General features: G+C 72.6%; 22 protein-coding genes. 13 read left to right on the top strand and 9 right to left on the bottom strand.

Annotated elements, in window-relative coordinates; genetic code table 11:
- The first annotated feature begins 2 nt into the window (after positions 1 to 2).
- Positions 3 to 1,562, top strand: a complete 1,560-nt coding sequence (locus ACIGXP_RS18985; protein ID WP_399769645.1) for a N,N-dimethylformamidase beta subunit family domain-containing protein — start codon at positions 3 to 5, stop codon at positions 1,560 to 1,562.
- 2 nt (positions 1,563 to 1,564) lie between these two features.
- Here ACIGXP_RS18985 and ACIGXP_RS18990 read toward each other — a convergent pair whose 3' ends face one another.
- The 3 genes from ACIGXP_RS18990 to bla form a co-directional block, all read right to left on the bottom strand.
- A complete protein-coding gene (locus ACIGXP_RS18990) occupies positions 1,565 to 2,455 on the bottom strand; it encodes an SDR family oxidoreductase (RefSeq protein WP_363220706.1) in 891 nt (296 codons plus the stop codon).
- A gap of 96 nt (positions 2,456 to 2,551) precedes the next feature.
- Complete coding sequence (locus ACIGXP_RS18995; protein WP_363220707.1) at positions 2,552 to 2,734, bottom strand: hypothetical protein; 183 nt, start codon at positions 2,732 to 2,734, stop codon at positions 2,552 to 2,554.
- 154 nt (positions 2,735 to 2,888) lie between these two features.
- Positions 2,889 to 3,839 (bottom strand): class A beta-lactamase, encoded by a 951-nt coding sequence (gene bla, locus ACIGXP_RS19000; RefSeq protein WP_399769648.1) that lies wholly within the window; start codon positions 3,837 to 3,839, stop codon positions 2,889 to 2,891.
- Positions 3,840 to 3,969: 130 nt separating this feature from the next.
- Here bla and ACIGXP_RS19005 point away from each other — a divergent pair, with 130 nt between their 5' ends.
- Both ACIGXP_RS19005 and ACIGXP_RS19010 read left to right on the top strand, forming a co-directional pair.
- Complete coding sequence (locus tag ACIGXP_RS19005; protein ID WP_399769650.1) at positions 3,970 to 4,953, top strand: LysR family transcriptional regulator; 984 nt, start codon at positions 3,970 to 3,972, stop codon at positions 4,951 to 4,953.
- Positions 4,954 to 4,964: 11 nt separating this feature from the next.
- Positions 4,965 to 5,885 (top strand): serine hydrolase, encoded by a 921-nt coding sequence (locus ACIGXP_RS19010; RefSeq protein ID WP_399769652.1) that lies wholly within the window; start codon positions 4,965 to 4,967, stop codon positions 5,883 to 5,885.
- Positions 5,886 to 6,051: 166 nt separating this feature from the next.
- Here ACIGXP_RS19010 and ACIGXP_RS19015 read toward each other — a convergent pair whose 3' ends face one another.
- Positions 6,052 to 6,708, bottom strand: a complete 657-nt coding sequence (locus tag ACIGXP_RS19015; RefSeq protein ID WP_399769654.1) for a response regulator — start codon at positions 6,706 to 6,708, stop codon at positions 6,052 to 6,054.
- The gene (locus tag ACIGXP_RS19020) at positions 6,705 to 7,985 is read right to left on the bottom strand and encodes a sensor histidine kinase (protein WP_399769656.1); all 1,281 of its coding nucleotides are present in this window, start codon (positions 7,983 to 7,985) and stop codon (positions 6,705 to 6,707) included. The genes ACIGXP_RS19015 and ACIGXP_RS19020 overlap by 4 nt, the downstream gene beginning before the upstream one ends.
- A 132-nt stretch (positions 7,986 to 8,117) precedes the next feature.
- Here ACIGXP_RS19020 and ACIGXP_RS19025 point away from each other — a divergent pair, with 132 nt between their 5' ends.
- Entirely contained in the window at positions 8,118 to 9,047 is a 930-nt protein-coding gene (locus ACIGXP_RS19025) for an ATP-binding cassette domain-containing protein (protein ID WP_363220509.1), read from the top strand.
- 5 nt (positions 9,048 to 9,052) lie between these two features.
- Positions 9,053 to 9,910, top strand: coding sequence for an ABC transporter permease (locus tag ACIGXP_RS19030; protein WP_363220510.1), 858 nt, complete (start codon positions 9,053 to 9,055; stop codon positions 9,908 to 9,910).
- 62 nt (positions 9,911 to 9,972) lie between these two features.
- On the opposite strand, the gene ACIGXP_RS19035 is transcribed toward ACIGXP_RS19030, so the two are convergent.
- Complete coding sequence (locus ACIGXP_RS19035) at positions 9,973 to 10,392, bottom strand: DUF4232 domain-containing protein (protein WP_399769659.1); 420 nt, start codon at positions 10,390 to 10,392, stop codon at positions 9,973 to 9,975.
- 10 nt (positions 10,393 to 10,402) lie between these two features.
- Between ACIGXP_RS19035 and ACIGXP_RS19040 the strand changes: the two genes are divergently transcribed.
- Positions 10,403 to 10,681: a hypothetical protein gene (locus ACIGXP_RS19040; protein WP_399769661.1), complete on the top strand. Its 279-nt coding sequence runs from the start codon at positions 10,403 to 10,405 to the stop codon at positions 10,679 to 10,681.
- A 233-nt stretch (positions 10,682 to 10,914) separates the two neighbouring features.
- Here ACIGXP_RS19040 and katG read toward each other — a convergent pair whose 3' ends face one another.
- The 3 genes from katG to ACIGXP_RS19055 form a co-directional block, all read right to left on the bottom strand.
- On the bottom strand, positions 10,915 to 13,140 hold the full coding sequence (gene katG, locus ACIGXP_RS19045) for a catalase/peroxidase HPI (protein WP_399769663.1): 2,226 nt from the start codon (positions 13,138 to 13,140) through the stop codon (positions 10,915 to 10,917).
- A 33-nt stretch (positions 13,141 to 13,173) separates the two neighbouring features.
- A complete protein-coding gene (locus ACIGXP_RS19050; protein WP_363220427.1) occupies positions 13,174 to 13,611 on the bottom strand; it encodes a Fur family transcriptional regulator in 438 nt (145 codons plus the stop codon).
- A 329-nt stretch (positions 13,612 to 13,940) separates the two neighbouring features.
- Complete coding sequence (locus ACIGXP_RS19055; protein ID WP_399769666.1) at positions 13,941 to 15,095, bottom strand: abortive phage infection protein; 1,155 nt, start codon at positions 15,093 to 15,095, stop codon at positions 13,941 to 13,943.
- Positions 15,096 to 15,342: 247 nt separating this feature from the next.
- Here ACIGXP_RS19055 and ACIGXP_RS19060 point away from each other — a divergent pair, with 247 nt between their 5' ends.
- From ACIGXP_RS19060 to ACIGXP_RS19090, 7 genes are all read left to right on the top strand, one after another.
- Entirely contained in the window at positions 15,343 to 16,323 is a 981-nt protein-coding gene (locus tag ACIGXP_RS19060) for a hypothetical protein (protein WP_399769668.1), read from the top strand.
- Between the two features lie 703 nt (positions 16,324 to 17,026).
- Positions 17,027 to 18,205 carry an acyltransferase family protein gene (locus ACIGXP_RS19065; RefSeq protein ID WP_399769670.1) on the top strand — a complete coding sequence of 393 codons (1,179 nt, stop codon included), beginning with the start codon at positions 17,027 to 17,029 and terminating at the stop codon, positions 18,203 to 18,205.
- 491 nt (positions 18,206 to 18,696) lie between these two features.
- Positions 18,697 to 19,569 (top strand): STAS domain-containing protein, encoded by an 873-nt coding sequence (locus ACIGXP_RS19070; protein WP_399769871.1) that lies wholly within the window; start codon positions 18,697 to 18,699, stop codon positions 19,567 to 19,569.
- Positions 19,566 to 19,946 (top strand): STAS domain-containing protein, encoded by a 381-nt coding sequence (locus tag ACIGXP_RS19075; RefSeq protein ID WP_399769672.1) that lies wholly within the window; start codon positions 19,566 to 19,568, stop codon positions 19,944 to 19,946. Before ACIGXP_RS19070 ends, ACIGXP_RS19075 begins: the two co-directional genes overlap by 4 nt.
- Positions 19,946 to 20,392 carry an ATP-binding protein gene (locus ACIGXP_RS19080; protein WP_399769674.1) on the top strand — a complete coding sequence of 149 codons (447 nt, stop codon included), beginning with the start codon at positions 19,946 to 19,948 and terminating at the stop codon, positions 20,390 to 20,392. Before ACIGXP_RS19075 ends, ACIGXP_RS19080 begins: the two co-directional genes overlap by 1 nt.
- Before the next feature lie 5 nt (positions 20,393 to 20,397).
- Complete coding sequence (locus tag ACIGXP_RS19085; RefSeq protein WP_399769874.1) at positions 20,398 to 21,450, top strand: SpoIIE family protein phosphatase; 1,053 nt, start codon at positions 20,398 to 20,400, stop codon at positions 21,448 to 21,450.
- A complete protein-coding gene (locus ACIGXP_RS19090) occupies positions 21,434 to 23,107 on the top strand; it encodes a PP2C family protein-serine/threonine phosphatase (protein WP_399769676.1) in 1,674 nt (557 codons plus the stop codon). The genes ACIGXP_RS19085 and ACIGXP_RS19090 overlap by 17 nt, the downstream gene beginning before the upstream one ends.
- The last annotated feature ends 25 nt before the right edge of the window (positions 23,108 to 23,132 follow it).

A 23,132-nucleotide genomic window follows, 5' to 3' on the forward strand; every position in this document is an offset into this window, starting at 1 on the left:
ATGTGGCTCCGGGACACGAAACGGCCCCGTCCGACGGCCTCGGCCGCCGGCGTTTTCTCGCCCTGGGCGCCGGTCTGGGCCTCGGCACGGCCGCCGCGTGCACGGCTGCGCCGCCGCGTCCGCACGACACGACCGGCCGGGGCGGGCGGCGGCTGCGGCCCGAGGCGGAGCAGGACGCGCCGGGCACCGCCGACTGGCGGCTGGGGCCGACCGGGCCGCCGGATGCCGTGGCCGGCTACACGGACCGGGTGAGCGTCGCACCGGGCGAGACGTGCGGGCTGCACGTGTCGACGACCGCCGCGTCCTTCCGTGTCTCCGCGTTCCGGGTCGGCTGGTACGGCGGCCGGCAGGCCCGCCGGGTCTGGGCGTCGGAGCGCATACCCGGCCGCGCCCGGCCGGCCCCGCGCGTGCTGCCCGCGACGCGTACCGTGCGCGCCGACTGGCCGAGGACGCTGCCCGTGCACACCTCCGGCTGGCCGGAGGGCGCCTACCTGCTGCGGCTGGAGGCGGACACCGGCCACCAGCGGTACGTGCCGCTGATCGTCCGCTCCGCCGAGGGCGCGGGCCGCACGGTCCTGGTGCACGCCCCGGCGACCTGGCAGGCGTACAACCGCTGGGGCGGCAGCAGCCTCTATGCCGGCACCTCCGGGGCGTACGCCACCCGCTCCCTCGCGGTGAGTTTCGACCGCCCCTACGACGGCGGCGGGGCCGAGAAGTTCCTGGTGTACGAGTGGGCGCTGGTGGTGCTGGCCGAACGCCTGGGCATCCCGCTCGCCTACAGCACGGGCGTCGACGTCCACCGGGACCCGGGGGTGCTGCGGGGTGCGCACGCCGTGGTCTGCCTGGGGCACGACGAGTACTGGACGCCACAGCAGCGGGCCCATGTGACCGCTGCCCGCGACGCCGGCACGAACATCGCCTTCCTCGGCGCGAACACCTGCTTCCGCCGGGTCCGGCTGGAGGCCGGACAGGCCGCGGACGACCGTACGGTGGTCTGCTACAAGACCGACTACCGCGCCGACCCCTGCTACGGCTCGCAGCCGGCCCTGGTGACGACCGACTACCGGCTCCCGCCCGCCGCGGATCCCGAGTCCTCGCTGACCGGCGTGCTCTACGAGGGGTATCCCGTCGACGCGCCCTATGTCGTCCAGGCCGCCGATCACTGGCTGTACGACGGCACCGGAGTACGCTCCGGCGACTCCTTCGCCCATCTCGTCGGCGTCGAGTACGACCGGGTCACCCCCGGCACCCCCACCCCGGGGCCCCTGGAGGTCACCGCGCACTCCCCGCTGGTCTGCGGCGGCCGGCCCAGCCACAGCGACTCGGCGTACTACACGGCGGCCGGCGGCGCGGGCGTGTTCGCGACCGGCACCATGCGCTGGGTGGAGGGCCTGGTGGCCGGGACGGGCGTGTTCGGGCGGGACCACGGCATGGACGCCCGTACCCGCGCCTTCGTCACCCGCACCACGGAGAACCTCCTGCGGACGTTCGCGAAAGGTCCCGCGGCACGGCACGCGCCTGCGCCCCGGCCCAACGCGGCGGCGCTGTACGGCGAGGCGTGAGCTCAGGGCAGCGGTGTACCGCCGGTCGCGTTGAGGATCTCGGCGGTGATGTAGCTCGCCTGGGGTGACGCCAAGTAGACGTAGGCGGGGGCCAGTTCGGCGGGCTGCGCCGGGCGGCCGAGCGGGGACTGCTTGCCGAACTCCTTGGTGTCCGGCATGGTCGACGGGATCAGCGGCGTCCACACCGGACCCGGTGCGACCGCGTTGACCCGGATGCCGCGCTCGGCGACCATCTGTGCGAGCCCCTGCGTGAAGGTGACGATCGCGCCCTTGGTCATCGCGTAGTCCAGCAGGTGCGGGCTGGGTTTGTACGCCTGGACGGACGTCGAGTTGATGACACAGCCGCCGGCCGGGATGTGCGGCAGCGCGAACTTCGTGAGCCAGAACATGCCGTACAGGTTGGTCCGCATGACCCGGTCGAACTGCTCGGTGCTGATCGCCTCGATGCCGTCCGGCTGGGACATCTGGTAGGCGGCGTTGTTCACGAGCACGTCGATGCGGCCGAACTCGTCGACCGCCCGCTCGATCAGCGCTCGGCAGTTGTCCTCCTCGCGGATGTCGCAGGAGACGGCGACCGCCTTGCGTCCGGCCTCCTCCACCAGCCGGGACGTCTCGCGGGCCTCGTCCTCCTCCTCGGCGAGATGGGTGAACAGCACGTCGGCGCCCTCACGGGCGAAGGCGAGGGCCACCGCCCGGCCGATGCCGGAATCCCCTCCCGTGATCACGGTCTTACGGCCGTCCAGCCGGCCCACGCCGCGGTAGGACTCCTCGCCGTGGTCGGGCGGCGGGTCCATCGGGCCGGTCCAGCCCGGATGGGGCTGGTCCTGTGAGGGGAAGTCCGGGCGGGCGTGCTGGGTGACCGGGTCCGGCCGGTCACCGTGCTGGTCCGTCACGGTGGCCTCCTGTGTCTCGGGCGGACAGGACAGCCGACCGGGTTCCCGGATCGCACCGGCCGAAAAGCCCGGTGAGCCGTTGGCGGCCCGCTGCCGTCAGCCGGACGCCGTGTGCTGCCCTCCCGCGCGCATGTGGTCCCTGCGGGCGAGGTTGTAGATCCGCAGGAGATGCTTGGCCACGGCGCAGGCCGCGCGGTCGGCATGGCACTGACGGCACGTGCGCATGTGCTGCTCGTAGGTGAAGCGCGCGTTCTCCAACGCGTCGTTGACAGAAGACATGGACTTCTCCGGGCCGGGCGCGTCCTGGGACAGCGCCAAAGTTGACTGACTGGTACACCCGGAATAAGGGGATCATATTACTGGCGGTACTGGGAAACCGTGCTGCCGGTCACCTCATATCCAGACAGTTGAACAGCGGAATGACGCGGGGCCGCTACTCTCCCGGTGCCAGGACGCCGGCCACGATCCGCGCCGCCTCCGCGACGAGCGTGTCGTCGGCCGGTGCGTCCCGGGTGTTCTTGGCCGACAGCACGGTCAGCAGGAGCGGCGTCCCCCGGGTCGTCCAGGCCACGCCGATGTCGTTGGCGGTCCCGTAGTCGCCGGTGCCGGTCTTGTCCGCCAGAACCCAGTCGCGCGGCAGTCCGGCGCGGAACCGCGCGGCGCTGGTCGTGTTGCCCTTCAGCCAGTCGACGAGCCGCTCCCGGTCGGCGCGGGCGAGTGCCCGGCCCAGGGTGAGCCTTGCGAAGCTGCGGCCGAGGGCCTGCGGGGTCGTGGTGTCGCGCGGGTCCCCGGGGATCGCACTGCCCAGGTCCGTCTCCCACCGGTCGAGCCGGCTCACCCCGTCGCCGAGCGAGCGGAAGAAGCGGGTGAGCCCGGCAGGTCCGCCGATCTCGCGCAGCAGCAGGTTGCCGGCCGCGTTGTCGCTGTACTGGATCGCCGCCGCGCACAGGTCCGCCACCGTCATTCCGGTGTCGACATGCTCCTGGGTGCGCGGCGAGTTGGGCAGGATGTCGTGCGGCGGATAGTGGATCACCTTCTCCAGTGGCGCGCAGCCGCCGTGGTCCCGCAGCACCGCCGCGGCGGCGAACGCCTTGAACGTCGAACACATCGCGAACCGCTCCCCCGCCCGGTGTGCCACGGTCCGGCCGGTGCGGATGTTGCGTGCGTACACGCCGAGCCGGGCACCGTGCCGCTGCTCCAGCTCGGTCAACTCGGCTTCCGTGCCGTGTCGTTCGCTGTCGGCGGTCGCCGAGGCGGCGGGCGCGGAGAACGCGCCGGCCGCGACGGCCACGGTGGTGAGCGCGAGGCCCGCCCGGAACAGACCGCGGCGGGCCATGGGGTGGGGGCCGGGGCCTTGGGAGCTGGGGCAGTGCGAGCCGGTCATGGGCACAGTCCTCCTGGGTCGTCCGTGATCGGAGTCGTGGATCTTCGACGGGACCAGCGAAACAGGCGGACTCCTCTCATGTCCAAGAGGGAACTTTGAACAGAACATGCCTTATTGATATGAGTGCAGGATGGATCTCCTTGCGCACCTGGAGGCGTACGTCGCGACGGCCGACGAGGCGGGCTTCTCCCGGGCGGCCGACCGGCTCGGTATCGCCCAGCCGCTGCTCAGTCGCCGTATCAAGACGCTGGAGGAGCACTTCGGCGGCCTGCTGTTCGACCGTTCGCGGCGGCAGATCACGACCACGGAACTGGGAGTGCTGCTGCTGCCGTACGCACGGGACGTGCTGGAGCGGGCCCAGCGGCTGCGGCAGGTCGCCGGTGCGGCCGCGCGGACGCGGATGCGCGCCGTCGGCGTGCCCGCGCACTGCGCACCGGCGGCGCTGGCACGCGCGATCCGCGCCGGGGCCGAGCGCGGAATCACCCTCGGCATGCGTGAACTGCCGCCGCAGGAAAGGGTTTCCGGGCTGGCCGACGGCTCCCTCGGCTACGCGCTCGTGCGGGTTCCTCCGGAGCGGGGCGTGTTCCGGGTGCCGCTGGGCCTTGCGTCGGCGCCCGAGGCAGCGGACAGCGAGCGGTTCCCGGCGTACGACGGTCCCCTGCGCTCGGTCCACCTGGAGGAGTTGCGGCCCCGCCGTCGCCGTACCGCCGAACCTCATGCGCCGCTTCCGGTGCTGACGCTGCCGGAGGATCATGTGCCCGCTTGCGAGGACCGTCTGGACCGTGCCGCCGCCCGGGCCGGGCTGCCCCCGGGCCGGTTCCGGCCGGCCGGGTCCGCGGCCACCGCGCTCGCCGAGACCCTGGCCGGGCGGGCGCTGCTGCTGTGCGCCGAACCGTTCGCCCGGCAGCACGGGGCACATTGGGCCCCGCTGGCCGACCGGTCACTGCACCGCGGGTACGACGTGAGCGCCGCCCCGGACCGGGCCGGCGCGGCAGGCGTGCCGGACTGGCTGACGCCGCTGCTGGCGTCCGCCGTGGGAGCCGTCGCCTCCGGGCCCGGCGCCCCGGGCCCCGGTGCCGAGCACGCCCCCGCGCGGCTGGCGGCACGCGGATGAGCGCGGCACCGGTGCACCACCCTGTGTACGTCGGCGACCACGGCGTGCTCCTGGACGTCGCCGAGGCGATCGCCGCGGACTGGGCCGCCCTCGGTGTGCGCGGCTCGTTCCTCGCCCGGAACCTCGACACGGGCGAGCAACTCGGCTTCGACGTCGAGGAGATGGTGCCGCTCGCATCGGTGGTGAAGGTGCCGCTCGCCCTCGTCGTACTGGACCGGATCGCGGACGGGGACCTCGACCCGGCGCACTCGGTGACGGTCGACCCGGCACACAGCAGCGTGGGTCCCACCGGGCTCGCGGCGTTCCGGTACCCGGCGACCGTTGCGGTCGGCGACCTGCTCCTGCAGATGCTGTCGGTGAGCGACAATGCGGCGGCGGACACCCTGCTCGATCTGGTGCCGGTCGCGGACGTGGACGCGCGGCTGCGTGACTGGGGGTGCGGGGACATCCGGATGCGGCACCGGATGAATCACATGTACGAGTGTGCCGCCGGCGCGGCGGGGAACGATTTCTCCCTCGCGCTGGAGCTGGCCGTGCGGGACGAGCAGGCCGATCGGCACACCATCCAGACCCTGGATCCTGCGTACGCGAACGCGGGATCGGCCGCAGCGTTGGTGGGGCTGTTGCAGCGGGTGTGGTGCGATGGGATATCCGTTCCCGGGGCGACGGCGGAGTTGCGGCGGCTGATGGGCCTGCAGGTCTTCACGCACCGGCTGGCGAGCGAGTTGCGGACGGACACGTTGCGGTGGAGCGGGAAGACGGGCACGTTTCTGCATCTGCGGCACGAGATCGGTGTGGTCGAGGCGGAGTCGGGAGACCGGGTGGCGGTGGCCGCGCTGACGCGCGCGGACCGCTGCGCGGGGCTTGCGGCGGATGTCGACCTTGCGATCGGGGGTGCGGGGCGGGAGGCGTTCGAGGTGCTGCGTCGGTGAAGGGCACGTGCGCGTCAGCGCCGTGCAGGTGTGAGTGGCCGGGCGGTTGCCGGTGCGATGTGGTGGCGCGCGCCCACGCGGCGGGCCGCACATCGGTCGTGGCCTCGCTGATGCGGAGGGCGCGGACCCGGCCGGCGGCGGTGTGCCCGCCGGGGCCGTGGGCGGCTCATCGGGAGGGTGCCACCAGGCCCGTCTCGTAGGCGGTGATCACCAACTGGACGCGGTCGCGGGCGTCGAGTTTGCTGAGCAGCCGGGTCACATAGGTCTTGACGGTGGCGACGCTGATGAACAGGTCGGCGGCGATCTCGGTGTTGGACATGCCCTGCCCGATGCGAGTGAGGACTTCACGGTCGCGCGGGGTGATGCCGGCCAGGTCGCGGTGGGGCCGGGCGGGGCCGGGGCGCCGGGCGAACTCCTCGATGAGGCGGCGGGTGACGCTCGGGGAGATCAGGGCGTCGCCGGCGGCGACGACACGGACGGCGGCGAGTATGTCGGGCACGGCCATGTCCTTGACGAGGAAGCCGGAGGCGCCGGCGCGCAGGGCGCCGTAGACGTATTCGTCGTCGTCGAAGGTGGTCAGCACGACGACCCTCGCGGTTCCGGGGCCCGAGGTGATGATCCGGGTGGCCTCGATGCCGTCCATGCCGGGCATGCGGATGTCCATGACGACGACGTCGGGCCGCAGTTCCCCGGTCAGCCGGACCGCTTCGGCGCCGGTGCCCGCCTCCCCGACGACTTCGAGGTCGGCTGCGTTGGCCATGGACATCTCCAGGGCGGCGCGTACCAGCGGCTGGTCGTCGGCGAGGAGGACGCGGACGCTCATCGGGCCTCCTGGGGCAGGGGCAGCCGGGCCGTCACCCGGAATCCGCCTTCGGGGCGAGGGCCCGCGGACAGTTCGCCGTGCAGCAGACCGACCCGCTCGCGCATTCCCACCAGTCCGTACCCGGTGGCCCCGCCGGCGCCACGGCCGCGGCCGTCGTCGAGGACGTCGATGACCAACGCGTCGTCCCGGTGGTCGACGGTCACCTGGCAGGAGTCGGTGCGCGCGTGCCGTACCACGTTGGTGACCGCTTCCTGGACGATACGGAAGGCCGACAGGTCGATCTCCTGGGGGAGCGGCCGCGGCTGCCCGTGCCGCCGCACGGCGACGCGGACACCGGCGGCGGTCGTCACCTCGGCCAACCGGTCGAGGCCGGCCAGACCGGGCACGGGGTCGAGCGGCGCGGGTTCCGCGGACGCGGCGTCCACGCCCGGTCGCGGCTGGGCCTGGCGGAGCGCGCCGACCATCCGGCGCAGACCCGACAGGGTCTCCCGGCCGCTGGTCTCGATGACCTTCAGCGCTTCACGGGCCCGGGCCGGCTGGGTGTCGAGGACCTCACCCGCGGCACCCGCCTGGAGGGCGATGATGCCGATGCTGTGCGCGACCACGTCGTGCAACTCCCTTGATATCCGCAGCCGTTCGGCCATGACCGCCGATGCCGTGGCCTGGGCGCTCAGCCGCTCCGCGTACTCGCGGCTGCGCCGCAGCGCATCGCCGGTCAGCCAGGCGATGACGGCCGTGAGCACCACGGCCGTCAGAGCGACAGCCGGCCCCGTCGAGTCGAGGGAGCCGGCGAGCAGCAGCTGCGCGACGGCGCAGGCGGCCATCACGCCCAGGGACACGGCGGTCGCCGTCACCGCGGTGCGGCGCGGCCGCGTCACGGCGACGAAGAACAAGGCGACGTCGGCCGACAGGAACTGAAGGAACGGCAGCCGGGCCACGTGAAGTCCCGCAGTCCCGGCCGCGGAACCCGCGAGCAGCAGGGCGACACCCGCCAGCGGACGGCGGTGCAGCAGAACACCACCGGTCAGCGCCAGAACGAAGCCGGCGGCCAGGAACCACGTGCCCCCCGGCGTCCCGTCCGGGTCCGCGACCAGGAACAGCCGGCACCTTGCCTGGCGGTCCATGCCCTCGGGCGGAAAGCACTGCATGACCGGACGCGGGTTTCCGTCGGACATGCGGGTCGTGTACGCCGTGGCCGCGCAGACACACCATGTCAGGGTCGCCCACACGCCCGGCGGCACACGCTTGAGCAGCAGTAAGGCGCGTGTGGTGGACATGCGCCGATCGTAACCGAGTGATCTTCACCGGGGATCGGGCCGCGGTTGTACAACCACGGCTGACACGCGCCCGCGCAGGTGTCACCGTCCGCGCGATGCCCGGCCGAGGCCGGACGCGGCAGCGTTGCCAGGGTGATCGACGTCCATGAACTCACCAAGCACTACGGCCGGACCGTGGCCGTGGACAATCTGACCTTCACCGTCCGTCCCGGTCGTGTCACCGGATTCCTGGGCCCCAACGGCTCGGGCAAGAGCACCACACTGCGGGTGATCACGGGGCTGAACGCTCCCACCAGCGGAACCGCCACGGTCGGCGGGCGGCCCTTCCGGGAACGGGCGCGCGGGCTGCGCCACGTCGGAGCGCTGCTCGACGCCGGCGACGTCAACGGCGGGCGCAGCGCACAGGCGCACCTGGCGATCCTCGCCCGCAGCAACGGCATACCGCGGCAGCGGGTGACGGAAGTCCTGGACGAGGTGGGCCTGGCCGGAGCGGCCCGGCGACGGATCGGCGGGTTCTCCCTCGGTATGAAGCAGCGGCTCGGCATCGCCGCGGCACTGCTGGGCGATCCGCCGGTGCTGCTGTTCGACGAACCGTTCAACGGCCTGGACCCGCAGGGCGTGCTGTGGGTGCGCGGGCTGTTCCGGCGGCTGGCCGCCGAGGGCCGTACCGTCTTCGTCTCCAGCCATCTGATGAGCGAGATGGAGAACACCGCCGACCATCTCGTCGTCATCGACCATGGTGAGCTGGTCGCCTCCGAGAGCCTTGTGGCGTTCGCCGCCCGCGGCACCCGCAGGTCGGTCGCCGTCCGCACCTCCGACTCCGCCGCCCTGACCGCCGTACTGACCGCGGAAGGCGCCTCGGTACGGCCGGAGGGCGGGCAGGCGCTCACGGTGACCGGCATGGACGCCGCCCGTATCGGCGAGCTCGCCTCCCACCACCGCATCACCCTCCAGGAACTGGCCACCCGCGGGAGTTCCCTGGAGGAGGCCTTCATGGAACTCACCGTCGGCCGCGTCGCATACCTCGCAGCACAAGCAGGAGAACTCGGAGAAGTCCGATGAGCCGCATGTCCCCATCCGCAGCCGCACCGTCCGCACGGCCCGCCCCGCCGGGCGACGAGCCCCGTGCCCGCTTCCTCGACCTCCTCGTGGCCGAATGGCTCAAAATGTGGTCACTGCGCTCGATGCGCTGGGCCTTCGCGCTCTCCGCCCTCGCCGTCATCGGCAACAGCGCGAACGCCGCCGTCGCGGACTACCGCAACTGGCCCCTCTACGACGCCGGCATCCGGGCCCTGTTCGTACCGATCTGGGCCCTGCGCGACGCCATGAACCAGAACTGCGCCATGATCCTCATCCTCACCGCCGGCAGTATCGGCGCCATCAGCGTCGCCGGTGAATACGGCACGGGGCTGATCCGCACGACCTTCTCGGCCGTGCCCGCCCGCCGCCAGGTGATGGCCGCGAAGGTCACCGTGGTGACGGCGGTGTTGCTGGTGTTCGGCGCGCTGGTCTCGACGACCTCGTTCGCCGTCAGCCAAGGCATCCTGTCCGGCCGGCACATCGACGTGCCGATCGGCTGTCCGGGCGTGCTGCGGGCCGTCACCGCCTCCGCCCTGCTCGCGCCGGTGTCCGCGCTCATCGGCATGGGTTTCGGCGCGGTGATCCGGCACGGCGCGACCACCCTGGTGACCACCGCCGGGGTCCTGCTCCTGCTGCCCGACGTCTTCGGCGACAGCCGGCGCATCGGCGCCGACATCTCCCACGCGCTGCCCCGCACCGCCTGGGAGAACCTCGTCACCGTAAGCCATCCCTTCGGCCAGGGCCCTTACCCCCAGACGATCGCCGGTTCATGGATCACCTACGCCGTCTGGCCGCTCGTCGCGGTCTGTCTGACGCTGGTCCTCGCCCATCACCGCGACGTGTGACGACCGACAGGGCCTGCCCCGGCCGCCGTCCGCGCCGGGGCCGCCCGCTGACGGAGTGCCGGTCAGGCCGGCTTCGCCGCCGTGACCGCGGTCGCGAGGACGACATTGTCGCACTCGGCGAACTCACCGTCGGTGAGGGCGACTTGGTGTGCCCCGGAGCCGGGCAGGCCGACCACGAGCGTGGGGTAGACGACGGGCGTCGCGCCGGACTTGCAGTAGCCGTCGGCCTCGCCCTGGACCTGGTGGAAGGTCAGCTTCACCCATGCCTTCCCGCCCGGTGCCAGGCGTACGGCCGACGTGGTGCCCGTGGGGGTCACCTTCAGCGGGCTGTTGTGCTCGGGGGAACCGTTGCCCGCACCGGCCACCGTCGGGTGGCCCCGCAGGACGCACGCATGTCCGGAGACGTTGGTGAACTCGACTACGGCCGCGCCCGTACCGGTGCCGACCGGACGGTCGGCCGCCTGATAGGCCGTCGCCTTCACGGCCGACACCGTGCACGGCGGCGCCGTGGCGGCCGTGGTGTGGGACACGGGAGAGACCGGGGCACCGGAAGGGGCCGACGTGCCGCCGCCGGAGGAGCCCGAGGCCGACGTGGCCGTGGTGCTGGGGCTCGCGGCGGTCGGGGCGGAGTGGGAGGGGGTGGCGGAGGCCGGGGTCGGGGAGGACGTCCTGGCCGTTCCGTCGCCGCTTCCCGGCCCGCATGCCGTGAGCGACAGTGCGGCAGCGATCACGGCCGTCGCCGACGCGGCGAGGCGGATGGTGTTGCGGTGATGCATGAGGTCCCCCGATTCCGGTGCACGTGTCCGACCGGCTCACTGCCGGTACGCACCGGGGGAGACAGAGGCGCGGGACCCAGGGTTTCCACTGTGGATCGGCTGTGACCGTTGTAGATCATCTGTGACGATTCCGTGAGGGTCGGGGGCGGAAGGCCCTGCCGCCCGGCGAACGACAAGGGCGTCCGGCCCGACCTGTGCAGGTCGGGCCGGACGCCCTCGGAGCGATGCTCAGACCAGGTCGAACCGGTCCAGGTTCATGACCTTGTCCCACGCGGCGACGAAGTCCTTGACGAACTTCTCCTTCGCGTCGTCGCTCGCGTAGACCTCGGCGAGCGCGCGCAGCTCGGAGTTGGAGCCGAAGACCAGGTCGGCGCGGCTGCCGGCCCACTTCAGCTCGCCCGTGACGGCGTCGCGGCCCTCGAACGTGGTCTGGTCCTCGGAGGTGGACTTCCAGGTCGTGCCCATGTCGAGCAGGTTGACGAAGAAGTCGTTGGTGAGGACGCCGGGCGTCTTGGTGAGAACGCCGAGCTGGGACTGCTGGTGGTTGGCGCCCAGGACGCGCAGGCCGCCGACGAGCACCGTCAGCTCGGGAGCGCTCAGGGTCAGCAGGTTCGCCTTGTCGATCAGCAGGTACTCGGCCGGCAGGCGGTTGCCCTTGCCGAGGTAGTTGCGGAAGCCGTCCGCGGTCGGCTCCAGCGCCTCGAAGGACTCGGCGTCGGTGTGCTCCTCGCTCGCGTCCACCCGGCCCGGCGTGAAGGGCACCCGGACCTCGAAGCCGCCCTCCTTGGCGGCCTTCTCGACCGCGGCGACACCGCCGAGGACGATCAGGTCGGCCAGGGAGACCTTCTTGGCGCCGGAGGAGGCGTTGAAGTCCTGCTGGATGCCCTCGAGGGTGCGCAGCACCTGGGCCAGCTCGTCGGGCTCGTTGACCTCCCAGCCCTGCTGCGGGGCGAGGCGGATACGGGCGCCGTTGGCACCGCCGCGCTTGTCGCTGCCGCGGAAGGTGGAGGCGGACGCCCAGGCGGTGGTGACCAGCTGGGACACGGACAGGCCCGAGTCGAGCAGCTTGGTCTTCAGGGTCGCGACGTCGGCGTCGTCGATCAGCTCGCCCTCGCGGGCCGGCAGCGGGTCCTGCCAGATCAGCGTCTCCGCCGGGACCTCCGGGCCGAGGTACAGCGCCTTCGGACCCATGTCACGGTGCGTGAGCTTGTACCAGGCACGGGCGAAGGCGTCCGCGAACTCCTGCGGGTTCTCGTGGAACCGGCGCGAGATCGGCTCGTAGATCGGGTCGAAGCGCAGCGACAGGTCGGTGGTGAGCATCGTCGGGAGGCGCTTCTTCGACGGGTCCTGCGGGTCGGGGACGATCGCCTCGGCGTCCTTGGCCACCCACTGCTTGGCGCCGGCCGGGGACTCGGTCAGCTCCCACTCGTAGCCGAAGAGGATGTCGAAGAAGCCGTTGTCCCACTGGGTCGGCGTGGCGGTCCAGGTCACTTCCAGACCGGAGGTGATGGCGTCCGCGCCCTTGCCGGTGCCGTAGGTGCTCTTCCAGCCGAGGCCCTGCTCCTCGAAGCCGGCGGCCTCGGGGTCGGCGCCCACTGCGTCGGCGGGTCCGGCGCCGTGGGTCTTGCCGAAGGTGTGGCCGCCGGCGATCAGCGCGACGGTCTCCTCGTCGTTCATCGCCATGCGGCGGAAGGTCTCACGGATGTCGCGGGCCGCGGCCAGCGGGTCCGGGTTGCCATTGGGGCCCTCGGGGTTGACGTAGATCAGACCCATCTGGACGGCGCCGAGCGGGTTCTCCAGCTCGCGGTCGCCGGTGTAACGCTTGTCGTCCAGCCAGGTGGTCTCAGGACCCCAGTAGACGTCCTCCTCCGCCTCCCAGACGTCCGCGCGGCCGCCGCCGAAGCCGAAGGTCTCGAAGCCCATGGACTCCAGGGCCACGTTGCCGGCGAGGATCATCAGGTCGGCCCAGGAGATCTTCTGGCCGTACTTCTTCTTCACCGGCCACAGCAGGCGGCGGGCCTTGTCCAGGTTGGCGTTGTCCGGCCAGCTGTTCAGCGGCGCGAAGCGCTGCTGGCCGGCGCCGGCGCCGCCGCGGCCGTCGCTGATGCGGTACGTGCCCGCGCTGTGCCAGGCCATGCGGATGATCAGCGGGCCGTAGTGGCCGAAGTCGGCCGGCCACCAGTCCTGCGACGTGGTGAGCACCTCGGCGATGTCCCGCTTCACAGCCGGAAGGTCGAGGCTCTTGAACGCCTCGGCGTAGTCGAACTCCTCACCGAGCGGATTCGCCGCCGGCGGATTCTTGGCCAGGATCTTCAGGTTGAGCCGCTCCGGCCACCACTGGCGGTTGCCGCCGCCCTGGGTCGGATGCAGGGCCCGGTCATGGGCGACGGGGCAGCCGCCGCTCGCCCCCTCCGCCTTCGCGTCTGTGACGATCGCGTCGTGGTTCTCAGTCATGGCAATCCTTCCGAACTGTGCGGAACTCGGTGCTCAGGAACTGCGGCCGGTGGAACAGTCGGGGCAGGTGCCCCAGTAGACGACCTCGGCCTCGTCGATGGCGAAGCCGCGGGGGTCGGAGGCGGTCAGACAGGGCGCGTCGCCGACCGCGCAGTCGACGTCGGCGACGGCACCGCAGGACCGGCACACGATGTGGTGGTGGTTGTCCCCCACGCGTCCCTCGTACCGGGCGGGGTGACCGGCCGGCTCGATACGGCGGACCAGACCCGCCGCGGTGAGTGCGTGAAGGGCCTCGTAGACGGCTTGCAGGGAGATGTGGCCCACGCGGTCGCGTACCCCGGAGGCGATCGCCTCGACGCCGAGGTGGTCGCCCGCCCGGACGGTCTCCAGCAGCGCGACGCGGGCTGCCGTCACGCGCAGGCCGGCACCGCGGAGCTCCTCGGCGGTGGTCGGGGGCGGGGAGGCGGTCATGAGGGCGAACCTACCCTCATAAACACGAGGGGTTCAAGAAAACGAACGATGCAATTTTGGTCGTGTCACGACGCCTGCCGGCCATCTCCGCGTCCTCTCCCGCGCCTGCCCGGACCTTTGCCTTCGCGTTTGCCCTCGCAGTGAGGGAGCGGGCGGTACGGCGATCGGAGCGGGCGGTACGGCGATCGGCAGCGGAGCGGGCCGGCGGGTGCGTCCGGGACATGCCCGCATCATGTGGCCCCGTGTCGGCGACGACCGCGCGGCAAGCCGGTCGATCCTCCGAACGGGTGAGCCGCGGTGGTGGTCACCGACGGGCGGCCGGAGCCGGATCAGCGGACGTCCGCGTGTCCGGCTCGGGCGTACCGGTAGCGGCGGGCCAGGGCGTGGAAGGCCTCCTTCGGCTCCCAGTGCCAGCCCGATGCGGGGTCGTCCGGGCGGTCCTTGAGGGTCTTGGTGATGGCGTAGCTCGCCAGGTCGAGATCGTGGCGCGGGTCGCCCGGGCGGTGCGGGGCGTCAGGAGTCACGAACTCGAAGGCCATCGCCGCGTACAGGTTCATCGAGGAGAAGGCGTCGAGCAGCTGCATCAGGTAGGCCGCCTGGGTGCGCTCGCTGCGGACCAGGTCGCCCTTGATCTCCGGGGGCTTCTTGGCGTTGTCGACGACGTCCCAGCCCATGCCGTCGGTCCGGGGCGCCCCGCCGTAGGCGCAGGTGCCGAACTCGGTGATGGCCAGCGGTTTGCCCCAGCGCAGATAGCGGCTCAACTGCCTTGTGTAGTCGGCCCGGTGAGGAAAGTACGAGTAGTAGTCGATGCCCACGATGTCGAAGAGGCGCCAGTCGACCTTGTCCTCCTGCGCGGCGGCGTAGCTCAGCCGGCCGTGGAAGACGGACCGCCCGACCGCGGCCGCCTTCGCCGTGAACCGGTCCAGGCGGCGCTGCATCGCGACCGGGTCCACCTTGCCGTCGAGCAGGTTCCGGATGCGTTCGAAGACGGTGTCGCCGGGCACGATCCCGGGCACGAACAGCCAGAACTCGCAGCCCACACTGAGGTCCACGGCCGCACCGTGCCGTCGCAGCCGCTCCGCGAACCGGCCGGTCTCGGCCAGGTGTTCCAGGATGTCCCGTTCCGGGGCGTCTCCGAGAGTCGGCTGGAGCCAGACACCCAGCCCCCGCTCGGCCGCCTCGGCGGCGGTGGCCGTGAGCCGTTCCACCCCGTCACCCGTCACATCGACGGTGTCGGCGTGCAACTCGTCGCGGATGACCCGGATGTCCTTGCGCATCCGGGCCGCGCTGAAGGCCGTACCCGGCGTCTCCCCCGCACCCACGGTGTACACGACCCCGTGGTGGCGCAGTCCCTGGCGCAGCCCCCGGCGCGGTCCGCCCTGCGCGGCGCGGGCCTCGCCCGACGGCAGCGCGGTCGCGGCCAGGCCGGCGGACGCCATGCCGGCCAGGAACTGTGCACGCTTGATCCCCTCGCTCCTCTGCATACGGTCACCCTGCCGGGCCCGGCCGCCCCCGCACCGTCCGCCGACGGTCTACGGCGAGGGACCGAAGGGTGATCTTCCCGGCGCCGAAGGGGAGGGGGCCGGCATCAAAAGTCGCGCCGTTCCCCGCCCCCGCCTCGCATTCCTCATCGCCCCGCCGCGCGCGGATGAAGCACCCTATTCATCACAAAACCCCCATGAGTGAGAAACTCGGACTCTCACCCCGAGGTGGCCGTCGAGAGGGACGCTGGTGGACCTGGACGCCGTCGCCGACGAGCTGTACGGGCTGCGGCCGGAGGACTTCGTCGCCGCCCGCGATCGCCGCGCCCTGGATGCCCGCAAGGCCGGTGACCCGGCCCTCGCCAAGCAGATCGGTGCGTTGCGGAGGCCGAGCCTGGGAGCCTGGGTCAGCAATCTGCTCGTACGTCGGCAGCGGGAGGAGGTCGAGTCCTTGCTGACCCTCGGCGAGGAACTCCGCCGGGCCCACCGTGAACTGGACGGTCCGCAGCTGCGCAAGCTCGCCCGTCGGCAGAGTGAGGTGATCGGCGCGCTCGGGCGGCAGGCCCGGCGGCTGGCGGCGCAGGCCGGACGTCCGGTGGGCGAGAGCGTCCAGCGCGAGGTCGAGGAGACCCTGCACGCCGTGCTCGCCGATCCGGAGGCCGCCGGGGAATGGGCCGCGGGACGGCTGGTGAAGCCTCTCAGCTCCGCGTTCGGGTTCCCGGAAACCGACGCGGGGGTCCTCGAACGCCGTCCCGCCGCCCCGCCGGCGACCGGAGCGAAGCGGCGCGCCGAGAAGGAAGAGGAGGGCGCTCGCGGGACGGCGGGGAGGAAGCGCGGCAAGGCGGAGGAGCGCGAGGACGAGCCGGCACATCGGCGCCGTCTCGACGAGGCACGCAGAGCCGCCCGCGACGCCGAGCGGAACCTGCGCGGCTGCGAGGCGGAAGCCCGGGCCGCCGAACGAAAGGCGGAGCAGGCCGGCGACCGGGTCGCCGTGGCGGAGCAGCGGGTGCGTGAGCTGCGCGCGGAGCTGCGCGACGCCGAGGAGGAGCAGCGGCAGGCGCGTACGGACGAGCAGGCGGCACGGGACCGGGCCCGGCAGACCGACCGCGCCGTACGGCAGGCCCGGCGGCACGCCGAGACCACCGCGGCCGAGGCGGAGCGACTGGCCGGCCCGGGGCGGACCACGCGTCCCCTGGCCGGGCACACCGGCCGGCCACCAGGTGGCAGATGACGGACGGCCCCCTGGACAGGAGGCGAGGAGCGATGGCGAGACCGATCCGGACCGGTGTCCTGACCTTCGGGCCGGTCACCGTCCTTGTCGACGGTCAGCAGCCCGCCGACGAGGAAGGTGCCTCGCACCCCGGCGTGCGGCAGGACCAGTGCCCCGACAGCCGGAGCGTCGGGCAGAGCCGGTCCCGGGGCCGCAAGGGCGGCGGGAAACAGGCCTCCGGCAGGAAGAAGGCCGATGAGCCGGGCGTCTCTGTCGAAGGCCGAGCTGTACGAACGCGCGAGCGCCGCCGGCGTACCCGGCAGATCGAGGATGACTCGGGATCGGATCGTCAACGCGCTTGCCGACGTAGCAGCTTGACTGACCATCACTCGGCTCAGCGGTAAATCATGACCCTGCCCCGGCCGCTGCTGCAAGTCGCCGCGGAGCGAGCTCAGTTGACGATCCGAGGTCACTGCCGGTGGGCCGCCGGTCCGGTGGCCTCGAGGGATGTGGTCACCCGGTTCGTCCAGTGGGCTGACGGCCGATCAAATCGGTGTGAAGTGCTCACTCGTACGGGTGCACCCGGCCCGACCGTCCGTGGCATCCGGGAGGGTCCGTCGTTCGGCAGCGAGTGTGATGTTTGCCATGTGACGTGATGGACCAGAGGTGAACGGGCAAGATACCCCTTCATGCCCCACGCCAATCCTCTCCGGCAGGTGATTCGATGACCACGGCGACGACCCGGGCGTTCCGGACGACGCCGCCCGCCCGTACCGGCGAGACGACTGCCAGGGATTCCCCGGCCGCCGCCATGCCCTCACTGCCGTCCTTGACGGGGCTGCGGTGGATGGCGGCGCTCCTGGTGTTCGGACTGCACGTGAACAACTTCGGCTACTTCGGAGGCACCAGCGGCCGCCTCGTGACCTGGGGCTTCGGTGCCGGTGCCACCGGGGTGTCCTTCTTCTTCGTACTGTCCGGCTTCGTACTGACCTGGTCGGCGCGGCCCCGCGACCGCGCGCTCGCCTTCTGGCGGCGGCGTATCGCGCGCATCTACCCGGTGCACCTGGTCACCCTGGCGGTCGCCCTCGTCATGGCGTACTCGCTGGCACACGAGCCGAGGCCGCAGCCGAAACAGGCCGTGTCCAACCTCTTGCTGCTCCACTCCTGGTGGCGCCCCTGGTGGCAGACGCTGAACCCGGTCAGCTGGTCCCTTGCCTGCGAGGCGTTCTTCTACGCCTCCTTCCCCTTGCTCTTCCTGCTGCTCCGCCGGCTCGGCGCGCGCGGTTCGGCCGCGCTGGGTACCCTGTCGCTGGCGGCGATCATGGTGCTGGCCTGGGCGGACGCGCACCACTGGTGGACGTACGCGCTGTACTCCTTCCCGGCGGCCCGGCTGCCGGAGTTCGTCCTCGGCGCGGTCAGCGCGCGGCTGGTGCTGCTCGGCCGGTGGCGCGGGCCCGGTCTGGAGGCCTCGCTCGCCCTGGCGATCATCGGTTACTTCCTCGTCCCGCAGGTCACGCCCGGTTATTCCGCCACCGTGTGCACCATCGTCGGGTTCACGCTGCTCATTCCGGCCGCGGCGGTCGCGGACATCCAGGGGCTGCCCTCACTGTGGCGGCGCCGGCGGCTGGTACGGCTCGGTGAACTGTCGTTCGCCTTCTACATGGTCCATCTGCTCGTGCTGCGCGCCGGCACCCATCTGCTCGGGACGAAGCCGCACTTCGGGCTGCTCGCGGGACTGGCCGTCACCACGGTCGCGTTCGCCATTGCGCTCGGACTGTCCTGGGTCCTGTACGAGGCGGTGGAGTGCCCGGCGAGACGTCTGCTGCTGCGCCGACGCCGCCCCACGCCCCAGCCGGACCAGGTGGAGGCACGCGGCGAGGCACCGGCCGCGGCACGGGACTGAGCAGGTCCCCTGGGCTGTCGGAGACGCCTGGGAGGGCGGGTCCGCCCTCCGCACCCCTACGTCCGGCCGCTTCCCTCATCTGCCGCCGCACCGCCGCGTCAGCCGTCACGCACTGCCGGAGGGCGTGCCGGCCCCCGGCGGGCACCTCGCTCTCCTCTGCTTCCCCGCCGGCCGGACGGGATCCGGGCTTCCCCGACGCGGCCTTCCACCGCGCCCTGCGGCAGCGACCGGCGGGCTCCGCGCTGTTCCGCCGCCCCGGTCAGCCCGTCCCGGGTCCTTCCTGAGGTCCCGGCCGGGTCGCACGCACGGGTGACGTCGGCAACAGCCAGGAGAGTCCGGCGGGATTCGGGGTAGTCGGCCCATCGGCACCGGCCCGGTGGCATCCGCCGCCGGGCCGGCACCGCTTGACGCCCTTGACGGCAAGTGACCGTCAGGGCCAGGAGAGTTGCATCGGCGTGGAAAAGGAGACGAGGAGAGTGCCCGAGCAGGACATGGCCGAATCGGCGCCACAGGTGGTGAGTTCCTTCCTGGAGCGGCGCCGGGAGCAGATCGCCCAGCGCTGGGCCGACGCGCCCTTGTTCCGCTCGGTCTTCACCGTCTCCCGCGACGAGGCGGTGGAGGCGTGCAAGGCCGTCGTGGACTCCCTGTCCGAAGTGGCGGTGAGCGGACGACTGGAGGACATCACGGCACCGGGCTTCCATCCGGTGCGCGACCAGTTGGGACGCATGACCCAGACCAGGACCCTCAGCGGCTCGACCCCGTCCCAGATCGCCGACGAGGTGGCCGGACTGCGTGTGCCTGCCGTGGAGCTGCTGCGCGAGGAGTTCCCCGATGCCGCCGCCCCGCAGGCCCAGGAGAGCGTACTGGCGCTGACCCTGCTGCTGGGCACGCTGCGCCTGGTGGTGATGGAGACGGCGCTGGACGCGAACACGGAGCTGATCGAGCGGCAGCGGCAGCAGCTGCTCGAAGTCGCCACCCCGGTCATCAAACTGTGGGAGGGCACGGTGGCGGTCCCGCTGATCGGGACGCTGGACAGCGCCCGCAGCCAGGTCGTCATGGAGTCGCTGCTGGAGGCCATCGTCGAGCAGCGGGCCCGGTTCGCCATCCTGGACATCACCGGTGTGCCCACGGTCGACTCGCTCGTCGCCCAGCATCTGATGAAGACGGTGGCCGCCGCGCGGCTGATGGGCGCCGAGTGCATCGTCTCCGGCATCCGTCCGGCCATCGCGCAGACGATCGTGCAGCTGGGCATCGACCTCGGCTCGGTGCTCACCCGCGCCTCGCTGGCCGACGCCCTCGCCTACGCACTGGGCCGGCAGGGCATCGAGGTCTCCCGTGCGGACGCGGGTGCGAGCGCGCGGTGAACCAGCCCACTCCCGGTCAGCCGGCCCAGGTCCCGGTGCTGGCGCTGGGCGACGTCCTGCTCGTCTCGCTCCAGGGCGAGCTGCACGACGGTATGGCCGAACAGCTGCAGCAGGACATCACCAGCCGCATCGCCACCAGCCGGGTGACCGGTGTGGTGCTCGACATCTCCGGGGTGGACGTCGTCGACTCGTTCCTCGGCCGGGTGCTGGCCGAGATCGCCTCCACGGCCCGGCTGCTGGCGGCCCGTACGGTCCTGGCCGGCATGCGGCCCGCCGTGGCGATCACGCTCGTGGAGCTGGGGCTCGCCCTGCCCGGTCTGGTCACCGCGCTCGACGTCGACCGCGCCCTGGAACTGCTGGCCCGGAGGAGGACGTGATGAAGGCGCCCGGCCAGACGTCCGCGACCAGCCTGCCCATCGGCTCGGACGCGGATCTGGCCTGGGTGCGGCAGCAGGTGCGGCGGTGCGCGGCCCAGCTCGGCTTCGGGCTCGTCCAGCAGACCAAGCTGGTCACGGCGGCGAGCGAACTGGCCCGCAACACGCTGGTGCACGGCGGCGGCGGCCGGGCGGAGATCACTCCGCTGGACAACGGCCGCTGCCGGGGCCTGAGGATGTGCTTCACCGACAGCGGCCCGGGCATCCGCGATCTGGAGCTGGCCATGACCGACGGCTACACCACCGGAGGCGGTCTCGGCCTCGGCCTGAGCGGCGCCAAGCGGCTGGTGCACGAGTTCGCCGTGGACACCGAGCCGGGCCGGGGCACCACCGTCACGGCCGTCGCCTGGGTGACGCAGGTTCCCGCGTCGCGTCCGGGGGCGGGATGAGCCGGGTGTGGGAGGTACCGGTGGGCGACTCCACGCGGGTACGCGATGCCCGGACGGCCGCCCGGGAGGCGTGCGTGCAGGCGGGCCTCGGCCCGCGGCGGACCGCGGCCGCCGAACTCGTCAGCACCGAGCTGGCCACCAATCTGCTCAGGCACGCGGGCGGCGGCCGCATGGTGGTCAATCTCGTCGGGCCGCCGGCCGGCGGCCCGGGTGTGTCGGTGCAGCTCTTCTCGCTCGACCACGGGCCGGGTATCGCCGATGTCCCCGCGGCGCTGCGGGACGGCTACACCACCGCCGGGGTCTCCCTCGGCGCCGGTCTGGGCAGCTGTCTGCGCAGCGCCGACGCCTTCCATCTGTACAGCGCGCCGGGCCGCGGCACGGTGGCGACGGCCCGGTTCGACGCGGAGCCCCCCAGACGCGGGACGCCCGCGGCGCAGGCACCGGCGGGTGGGATCTGCGTCTCGCTGGCCGAGGCCGGGCAGTGCGGTGACGCCTGGAGCTGGGTGCGTTCCGGCGCCCTGCTGACCCTGCTCCTCGCGGACGGTCTCGGGCACGGCCCCAAAGCCGCGCACGCGTCCACCACCGCGGTGGCGGAGCTGCACCGGGCCGCACACCTGCCGCCCGTCGAGATCCTGCGCCGGCTGCACATGGCGCTGCGGCCGACCCGCGGCGCGGCGGTCGCCGTGGCCCAGCTGGACACGGAACGCGCGGAACTCGGCTTCGCCGGCATCGGCAACGCCGGCGCCCGGCTGCGTACCGGGGAGGGCTGGGCGTCCCTCCTCTCCCGTCCGGGGATCGTCGGGGCGTACTTCCCGGCGCACATCCCCGTGCGCAGGATGCCGTGGCATCCGGACAGTGTGCTCGTGGTGCACAGTGACGGGCTGCCCAGCCGGTGGACGCCGCCGGACGATCCCCGGCTGCTCGGCCAGGATCCGGCGGTGCTGGCCGCGGCCGTCCTGCGCGACGCGAGCAGCCCCGCCCGCCCCGTACGCGACGACACCACCGTGGCCGTACTGGCCCCCGACCGCCGGACCAGCACCCATGACAGCCGTCTCTGACACCTGGACACTGGCCTCCGCCGCCGACGCGGCCCGCGCCCGTGCCCTGCTGGCGCGGCTCACCGCGGACGCCGAGGTGCCCGCGCTGGACCGCACGCGTTTCCTGGCCGCGCTCGGCACCCGGCTGCGGCCCTGCCGGGACGGGGCCCGCGTGCAGCTGACCGTGACCGCTCACGCCGACGGCACCCTGCACGTGCTGCTGCGCGGGTCCGAGCCGTGGCAGGGCGCCCTCGTCTGCCCCGTCCCCGTCAGCGGACCGCTGCCCCGGCCGGCCGGCTTCGACGACGCGCAGCTCGCCGAGGCCCTCCTGGACGCCGACGAGGACGCGTCCGCCGTTCTCGCGCACCTGGCGGAGACGGAGCAGCTGATCCGTTTCCATCGGGAGGAGCTGCACCAGACCAACCAGGGTGTGCTCGCCCTGCACGCCGAGCTGGAGGCGGCGGCGCTGGCCCAGCGGGAGCTGCTCGACGCCGAGCGGGCCGCCCGCGCGGAGGCGGAGAACGCCCGGCGGCAGCTGACCTTCCTCGCCGATGCCAGCGCCGCTCTGAACGCCTCGCTGGACCACGAGGACATCCTGCGCCGGCTGCCGGAGCTGCTGGTCCCGGAGTACGCCCGGCATGTCGACGTCTGGCTCGTGGACGACGAGCGGACGCCCCCGGCCGAGCGGGCGGCGGCTTCGGTGACGGCGGCCCGCACCGGCCGGCCCCAGCACGCGGGCCCGCGGCCGGGCGGCCTGCCGGGCGTGGACGACCTGCCGGCCTCGGCGCTGTCCCCGGACCGTCCGCTGCTGTGTCTGCCGCTCGGCGTGCGCGCGGTTCAAGGTGTGCTGACCCTGGCCGCGCACGGTGACCGTTTCGACCCGGACACCACGGTGATGCTGGTCGAGCTGGCCCGGCGGGCGGGCATCGCGCTGGACAACGCCCGCCAGTACCAGCAGCACCGCAATGTCGCCGAGGAACTGCAGCGCGCCCAGCTCACCGACCTGCCGGCCACGCCGGGCCTCGCGCTGGCCGCGCGTTATCTGCCGGCCACGCACGGGATGAACATCGGCGGCGACTGGTACGACGCCTTCCCGCAGCCCGACGGAAGTGTGCTGGCGGTGATAGGGGATGTCACGGGGCACGGACTGCGGGCGGCGGTCATCATGGGCCAGTTGCGCACCGCCCTGCGCGCGTACGCCGTCGAGGGCAACGGGCCCGCGCGTATCCTCACGCTGCTGCACCGGATGCTCCGCCACCAGCAGCCGGAGCTGTACGCGACCTGTGCCATCGCCCGGTTCACGCCCGGGGATCCCCGGGTGGTGTGCGCGGCTGCCGGGCATCCGCCGGCCGTCGTGCGCGGCCCGGAGGGCGAGGTGCGGGTGCTGGAGGCCAGGCCGGGGATCATGCTGGGCGTCCCGGTGCCCTTCGAGTACGAGGAGCACACCGTGGAGCTGCCCGCGGGCTCGACGCTCGCGCTGTACACGGACGGGCTGGTCGAGCGGCGGTCCGCCGGGATCGACGCGGGCATAGAGCGGCTGGCGCGGGCCATGGGCGCGCTGGCCGCGGTTGAGCTGGAGGACCTGGAGACCGCGGCCGACACGCTGCTGAAGCCGATGCTGTACGACTCCGAACACGACGACGACATCTGTCTGCTGCTCTGTCGCACCCGGACCTGAACCGGCGGCGCCGGCGGCCGGGTCC

Source organism: Streptomyces sp. NPDC053069 (assembly GCF_044546895.1).
Classification (GTDB): domain Bacteria; phylum Actinomycetota; class Actinomycetes; order Streptomycetales; family Streptomycetaceae; genus Streptomyces.